Genomic DNA, 7273 nt, shown 5'->3' with positions numbered 1-7273 from the left:
TCTTAACGGGTGTGACCAGCGGGAACAGCCGTTTAGAGGCTTAATTCTTCGGAATAGAAGCGATGAATTTAGCGGGCAAATGCCCGCTATGGTGGTCATTTTGAGGACGGTTTTTCTTGCGAACTAATGATCATATTGAGATCGGATATTGTAGATTTTGCCGCGCTATAGACAGCGAAAATAGCAGAAGCTGACAATACCAAAGAAAATGCAAGCGTACATGCGAGAACGATATTCAGTCTTCGGCTTTTAGGATCAGAAAGCTCGAAAGATGAAATTCTCGTTTGTAAGGTGTTAACTTTACCTTCAAGTTCGGCAAACACGCTAACAGCGTGTTCATCCAGAGTTTGTTTTACTGATGCTTTCAGGTCAGCTAAAACGGCCTCCTTTTTTTGGTCAATATTTTCGCTCAGTTTTGAGGCGGTCTTCTCCGCCTCTTCAACTGCATTTGCAATAATTTCGATTGAACCTGCTGTTGCCTGATTGATCTCTTCAGGAAGTGATTTTATTTGGTCGTGAAGAACCCCTAGATCACCGATTAATTCAATCAGAAGAGCATCACGCGCCGTCTTAGGTGCTCTAGTTTCTTCTTGCATGACTGCTCCTTAAGATTAAAAAAGGTTGGCATATACATCATCAAGATTGCGTTTGACGCTTTTGGCGAGTGACTTAAGGCCAAACATATCTGCCCATGTATTTCTATCTTTTGCACTTGCTTCTTTGTTTTTAAGGAGGGCTTTGTAATCAGTATCATCTGCAAGCAAAGCATCAACAGTTAGCCCCTTGATTGATAACGCATCAAACAATTCGTTTTCATAGATTGCACATTCTTTGTTTAAGGAGAATGATTTTTCTTTTTTATGGCGTGCAATGATGAATGGAAATTCATCATCAACATCAACATCTACACGATTGAAAACAACCTTCACTTTATCCGCCGGTATGCCGATACTTGCGAGAGTGTCTAGCATTTGAATTGTTTCTTTCTGCTCTTTTGTACCAGAAGTGACAGGTACAACAAAGTAATCGAATTCTTCATGAGAATCATCAAACTTGATCATATTAGTCATGAAGTCTTCAATGTTAGAGGCTCCAATGTCAATAATTGCATCGTCTTCTAGCATTATCTTTTTAAACAGCTCACGGAATTTATCGCCATTCATTTTTTCTACATCAATTCCTAAGCCTTGAGCTGTTTCATTAATGGATTCAATAGCGAATATTGTTGCGCCATTCATGCGTGGTGCTAATAAATGTGCTGCAACGGTTGTTTTGCCAACAGTACCGGTATAGTTAAGAATTGCTACTTTCATCTTTTTCTCCTGCTGAATTTTGAAGTTCTTCTAAGTCGATTGGCTGCGATCTAAGTTTTTTCAGGTCGCTGGGGTTTCTAACAACCATTCTGGATTTATTATCCATCTGCCCATCGTCAGTATTTGTTTTCTCAGGTGCTACTTTATGTTCTGGTACTTTTGTTACCTGGGTGATTTCACTGAGGCAGTATTTTTTTACGTACCGAGTGAACTGCGGGTAACTCATTTCTAAATCAGGGTATGACTCAAAAATCATCTTCTGAGTTTCACCAAGCACAAGACGACTCTTTATCTCGTCAAGTAATGGAAGGAATTGGCTTCTCCCCTGTCTAGGTTGTTTACGCCAGTCTGACATGATCTACCCCATGTGTTGAGAATGGCTCCATTTTAGATGGTTATGGGCACTTAATGCAACGTAGTGCAATCTAGTGCAACCGTTACATCTTGTAATGCAATCTAATGCAATCTAGTGCAACTGTCAAATGATTTTATGCAATTTAGTGCAATCCAATGCAATCCAATGCAACTTCCGAATCAAAACAGAGGCACGTTACCGACTGTATACAAATGCCTGTCGGCCTTTGAATACAGTCGCGTGCCAAAGGGGACGCCCCTTTGAAACCCCGCCTTGCGGGAACATCATCACCAGTTATTGAGGTGTGTCATGGCTGCTAAGCAGAATAAAGATATTGTCGTGTCATTTCGCTTGATGCGCGATGAGTTCTCTCCGTTTGAACAACAGATAAAAGAATCACAACTCAGCCGTTCAGCTTTTTTTAGAAAGCTGGCGTTGAGTAAAGGTGATTCGATTAATATTGAGGTTAAAGACACCAGTAAATTATTATACCTCTTTAACAAGTCTAGCAATAATATTAATCAGCTGGCTTTAAAAATTAACTCGGCACATAAAAATGGTACAATATCAGAGAGGAAGTACACTCTTCTTTTAAATGCTCTTATCAATATTGAATCACTGATGAAAAAGGCGGTTGAGGATGCTGATTAGATGCAGAGGGTATAATTCAGGTGTTAAAGAATATTTAGAAGAAGGTCAAAAGTCTGGGCGCGAGCTTTCAAGGGATGAGTTAGACGAGCGAGTAATACTGGACGGAAACCTAGAACTTACGGAATTGATATACAAAAGTATTCCAGATAAAGGACAGGATCGCTATCTAACTTTCACTCTTGCATTTAAGGAAGATGAAATTGAGCATGACAAACTAATCGAAATAACACAAGAGTTTAAATCCTTTCTCATGACTGCCTATGCGACTGATGAATTTAATTTCTATGCTGAGGCTCATCTTCCGAAGATAAAAACGATGGAAGATAAAAAATCGGGAGAGCTGGTAGATCGCAAACCACATATTCATATTGTTATTCCTCGAAAGAATCTTCTTACTGGTAACGAAATGAATCCTGTTGGCAGCTATAAGCAAAATGAAAAGTATCTAGAGGCTTTTCAGGAGTATATTAATCAGAAGTATAAGCTCGAATCACCCAGGGATAATATCCGAGCTACTCCAACCAGTTATGCAGATATGCTTTCAAGGTATAAAGGTGACGATTTTCGAGCCAAGAATAAACAATTCAAAGTAGATTTATTAGAAAGAGTGTTCAATGAAGATGTACGGTCTAGACAAGGATTTTATGACCTAGTGGCAGAGTATGGCGAAACGAGAATTAGGAATCAAGGTAAACCCGGTGAATACATTGCTGTAAAGCTAGATGGTGATAAAAAATTCACTAATCTTAAAGAAACTATTTTTAGTGATGACTTTATTGTTCAAAGGAAAATAACCAAGCCTCCTTTGGAAAAACAAATCATTAGTAATCGCTTCTCTGAATGGAGACAGCGTGCAGCTGAAATCAAGTATATGGATAAGATTGCCTCCCCTACTTATCGAGATAAATATTACGCCTCAGAAAGTAATGAGCGGTCAAAGATGATTTCAGATTTCACAAATCGATTCTATGAAAAATATCGAGGTCATAATGAGTTACGAAGTCAACGGCAGAGAAATAATCAGCAACGTTCTCCTGAATCTGAAAGAGGAATTGCTCCCCCATTTGCCGATCGCCTGCAAAACCTGCCCGATGGCTATGTGGCAGGTACACAATCAGGGCAAGGAAATAAAGAGTTATTGCCGGGTAATGCACGCTTACACCTGGCAAACCAGCAAACCAACGGAAATTCTGGATTGCGACGCGCTGTACGAGGAACCAGAGGAGGAGGAGGAACTTCTCCAGCTCCAAAACAACAACGTGAATCTGCAACAGCCTCCAGTGGAAGCTCGCTACGAGCCGTGGGGCGATATGCACGAAGACGATCAAAATTACAGCTGACACATTTTCCTGTTTTACCACGTCTTAAGAATCGAATCCCAACGCTTGAAGATGTTCAGCGACGTGGGGGATTCCTTTTAGATGCAGGAACGATTAAGGGTGGAAAGTTATCAGTCAAATCACCTTCTATTGCACGCGATGTAAACGTTAGTACATCTTCCGTCCCCGGCTGGCTGATTAGACGAGTAAAAGAAACGGAGTCTCCTGAAAAGAATATCAACAAATTGCTACGAAATATTGATCGTGAATTTTATGACATTAAGCGGGAGGTATTAGCAGACAAACGTTTTACATATCAAGAAAAGAACCAGCTTCTTTCTGTCATGCATTTCGAGAGGCTAAAACGGAAAGATTCCATCGTTAATAAAAAAGAGGGTTTCTCAATGGGGAGTAAAGATATTCGCCAAATGATGAATAATAACAGGAAAAACCTATCCGGTTTTACGATTAGCGCACCTGAACCTGAAAAAGAACAACCCGCCGAAAGTCGCTTTTCTCGGGTTATGGATAAGCTTCGTAACCCTGTCAATTATTCAAAAGTGGCCGATGATTCACGTAAGTCAGTAGAACATCATTTGGATGCGAGCAATTTGTACACCAAGCGCACCCGGAAAGGCCACGTTCATTATCTCGATAAGACCAGTGATAAAACATTGTTCGTTGATAACGGCCAGCTGATCACCATGCGTAAAAATGGTCTTAGCAAAGACAGTGTTGCTGTTGCGCTCGAACTTGCACAAGGTCGTTTTGGTAGCACTCTCAATATCAAAGGGTCAAAGCAGTTCAAAGAAATGGTGATTGACGTAGTTGCTGAGCGAGGTATGGACATTCACTTCACGGATAAGCGAATGAATGAAGCGTTGCAGCTGCGCCGTCAGGAGCTGGAGAAAGCTAAAGAACAGCGGGATAGCAGCAGCCGGGATTCCGCATTCACGATTGAGGGGGCGGAGCTGGAAACAGGTAGGGAATCTGCCGGCAGTCAAGATCTCCACGATAAAGCAGAGAGCACTGCCCAGGATGTTGAAAGTGAACACTCCCCACTTTATCGATCTGTATCCACCCTGCAAGGTAAAATCGTTAAGCATGGGGAAGCGCCGTATTTAGATAAGGAAGGTAACAGTGCAAGTTACTATGTTACCCTCAAGGGCAAGGACGGGCAGGAAACGACACAGTGGGGAGTCGGCCTAAAAGATGCGCTCAAAGGATTCCGCCGTGGTCATGAAGTCTCTTTGGAGCTGAAAGAGTCCAAGCCGGTTCAAGTGCGTGTGCGTGATGAAAATGGGCATTTCTCCACTCGTGAAGCTGTTCGTAACGTATGGGAAGCGACCAGGCTTGATGGTCCACAACCGAAAAAGACAACTGAAGCATCCAAAAGCGATGTTGTTAAAGGTTTTCGTACGGTCAATACCGGTGATACAAGCCCTGATTTAGCTTAGCTCTAAACTCTTTTCCCCTCTTCCAAGCCAGGCCTTGCCTGGCTTTTTTTTTGTGATCGAGATCGTGTACTTTCTTGTGTACAGATCACGTACTTTTATTTGTACTTGATCACGTATGGTTTTGTGCCTATGATTGCGTTAACAGACGTGATGAGAGGAATTTACACATGACCCAAGTTATCCATAGCCGTAGGGTTATCAGTATCACTGAGTTCCGGAAGAACCCAGTTGAGTGTGTCAATTCTGGTAAGGGCGCTCTGGCGATTATGAGCCGCAATCATCCAGCCTTTTACTGTGTACCAGCAGAAGAGTATGGAAAACTTTTAGAGCTGGCCGAAATAGGTAAAAAGCATCAATCTAACTAAGTTAACTGCCTGATTTGGCAGTTTTCTAATCTAAATTTTCATTAGATTTACTATTCTTGAGTCTAATGAAAAGTGAGATTTTCTGTTTATAGAACAGACAGTTAGGAGTTATCTTATTGCAGGCGTAGTTTGATCGTCACATTTGATCGTGCTAGATTACGCAGGCTTACGAATTGTTACGGGTGGGACGTTCCCGGTAATAGCGTCTAGGGATAGGGGAACAGGCAAATGCCAAACCCCTGAATGCAAAAACCCCCTGAAATCCTATCGAACTTGCCGGAACGGAGGATATTCAGGGGGTCGTAAAGCAGGCGCTGGCCTGGTAAGGATTATAGCAAATGTATAATCACATACAACCCCTTTGCACCGGCATAAGTGCTGGCGGGTGTGATTGAACAATCAATTAGCTCTGCAACACAATATAAACAAGTCAAAAATCCCAACCCAAAATTTGTCGAGCCAGACGACAAACGAACACTCCCGTTTTGTCGAAAGCTTATGGACAAAGCACAGGGATTCACTGAGCGTTTTGACTTCCTCATGCACGTTGCTTTTTCGCGTTCGTTAGGTAAACGTCACCGCAAGCCAGCTCCTTTACGCTGTAAAGCCATTGATGCCTTACTTCAGGCTATGAGTTTTCATTACGATCCGCTGGCTGGCGAATATGGACGTGTCCAGTGTTCTGTTACGACATTAGCGATTGAATGTGACCTGGCGACGGAATCTAAGCGTGGCAATCTGTCTATTACCCGTGTCACTCGTGCGCTTGAGTCCTTAGATAAGGATTTTGGCCTGATCACATATGACACTGAGTTTGTCGCTGAACTCGGTTGTAATGCCCCTTCTAATATCCAGTTCACTCCAGCATTGTTCGAAGCGCTAGACGTATCAATGCTGTCGCTTGAGGCAGTACGCCAAAGTCGCGCCGAATGGCAGAATAAGCAACGTGAGAAAAAAGGACTGCCACGGCTCGATCTGGAAGAGCTGGCTAACCGCGCTTTCAGCTATGTACGCAATAAATTCCGTGAGTATCACAGAGAACGGCGCGAACATGGCCTTAAAAGAGCCAGAGCGAAGCGTGATGCTGAGCGCAGCCGCAAAGATATTGAGCTTCTGGTTAAACGTGAATTGACCCGAGAAATCGCGGATGGTCGGTTCCCGGCAGATAAATTGGCAGTGTTCAATGAAGTGCAGCGACGCACAAGCGAAAGAACTATCATGGCGAGAGGCAATTACAGCCGCCTTGCTCCACCAAGCTATGCCTGATTAACCCCCCTGCCCTCCGGTTGACTCCGGAGGATTCTGCTCGGCCAAACATATTTACAGCTCAACTTTTAATCAGCTCAGGCGACATTTTGGCAAGCTATTCCACATAATTCTCCTTACCCAGCAACAAAATCAAGACTCGATGCTTCATTTTTAGCCGTATACGACTTATCAACATAAAACTGCAAGGGGCTATCCCCTTAAACCTCCATACGACAGCCTCAAAAAGCGCAAATCGACTTAGTTTTAAAGCGCAACAATTCTTTTAAACCCCTACTAGATCTCTCTGTTAAAAAGATATTTATCTTCTCTATTAAAAAGAAAACCTATTCGTCAGCTGTCCTGTGGACAGCGATAATGACCGCCCTTTCAGCGAGCTACGCTCGCGACGGTTCGGTTTAATGGTCGCTACGCTCCCATAATTAGCACCCGCCAAAGGCGGGCATAGATTCACCTCTTCCATAAGCTCCAGTGTCATTAAAAATTGCTTTTATCCGGAGAAATTAAGCCTCTAAACGGCTGTTCCCGCTGGTCACACCCGTTAAGA

At 42.9% G+C, this 7273-nt stretch carries 7 protein-coding genes; 4 read left to right on the top strand and 3 right to left on the bottom strand.

All coding sequences use genetic code 11. The features are described from left to right. Nucleotides 1-95: 95 nt before the first annotated feature. The 3 genes from L977_RS23170 to L977_RS11090 are packed head-to-tail and all read right to left on the bottom strand — an operon-like array spanning nt 96 to nt 1668. Nucleotides 96-596, bottom strand: coding sequence for a hypothetical protein (locus L977_RS23170; protein ID WP_052192623.1), 501 nt, complete (start codon nt 594-596; stop codon nt 96-98). A gap of 15 nt (nt 597-611) precedes the next feature. Beyond that, nucleotides 612-1313, bottom strand: coding sequence for a StbB family protein (gene stbB, locus L977_RS11095; RefSeq protein WP_032679781.1), 702 nt, complete (start codon nt 1311-1313; stop codon nt 612-614). Then, complete coding sequence (locus L977_RS11090) at nt 1294-1668, bottom strand: hypothetical protein (RefSeq protein WP_047625760.1); 375 nt, start codon at nt 1666-1668, stop codon at nt 1294-1296. The genes stbB and L977_RS11090 overlap by 20 nt, the downstream gene beginning before the upstream one ends. Before the next feature lie 309 nt (nt 1669-1977). Here L977_RS11090 and L977_RS11085 point away from each other — a divergent pair, with 309 nt between their 5' ends. The 4 genes from L977_RS11085 (at nt 1978) to repA (ending at nt 6726) form a co-directional block, all read left to right on the top strand. Continuing rightward, nucleotides 1978-2319 (top strand): plasmid mobilization protein, encoded by a 342-nt coding sequence (locus L977_RS11085; RefSeq protein ID WP_032679782.1) that lies wholly within the window; start codon nt 1978-1980, stop codon nt 2317-2319. After that, a complete protein-coding gene (locus L977_RS11080; protein WP_047625759.1) occupies nt 2309-5095 on the top strand; it encodes an LPD7 domain-containing protein in 2787 nt (928 codons plus the stop codon). The genes L977_RS11085 and L977_RS11080 overlap by 11 nt, the downstream gene beginning before the upstream one ends. 167 nt (nt 5096-5262) lie before the next feature. Beyond that, nucleotides 5263-5460, top strand: a complete 198-nt coding sequence (locus tag L977_RS11075) for a type II toxin-antitoxin system Phd/YefM family antitoxin (RefSeq protein ID WP_032679784.1) — start codon at nt 5263-5265, stop codon at nt 5458-5460. 387 nt (nt 5461-5847) lie between these two features. Then, on the top strand, nt 5848-6726 hold the full coding sequence (gene repA / locus L977_RS11070; protein ID WP_231563546.1) for a plasmid replication initiator RepA: 879 nt from the start codon (nt 5848-5850) through the stop codon (nt 6724-6726). Nucleotides 6727-7273: the final 547 nt, after the last annotated feature.

The organism is Enterobacter sp. ZOR0014, from assembly GCF_000798855.1.
Lineage (GTDB): Bacteria > Pseudomonadota > Gammaproteobacteria > Enterobacterales > Enterobacteriaceae > Enterobacter > Enterobacter kobei.
This window is presented reverse-complemented; position numbering and strand designations above follow the sequence as displayed.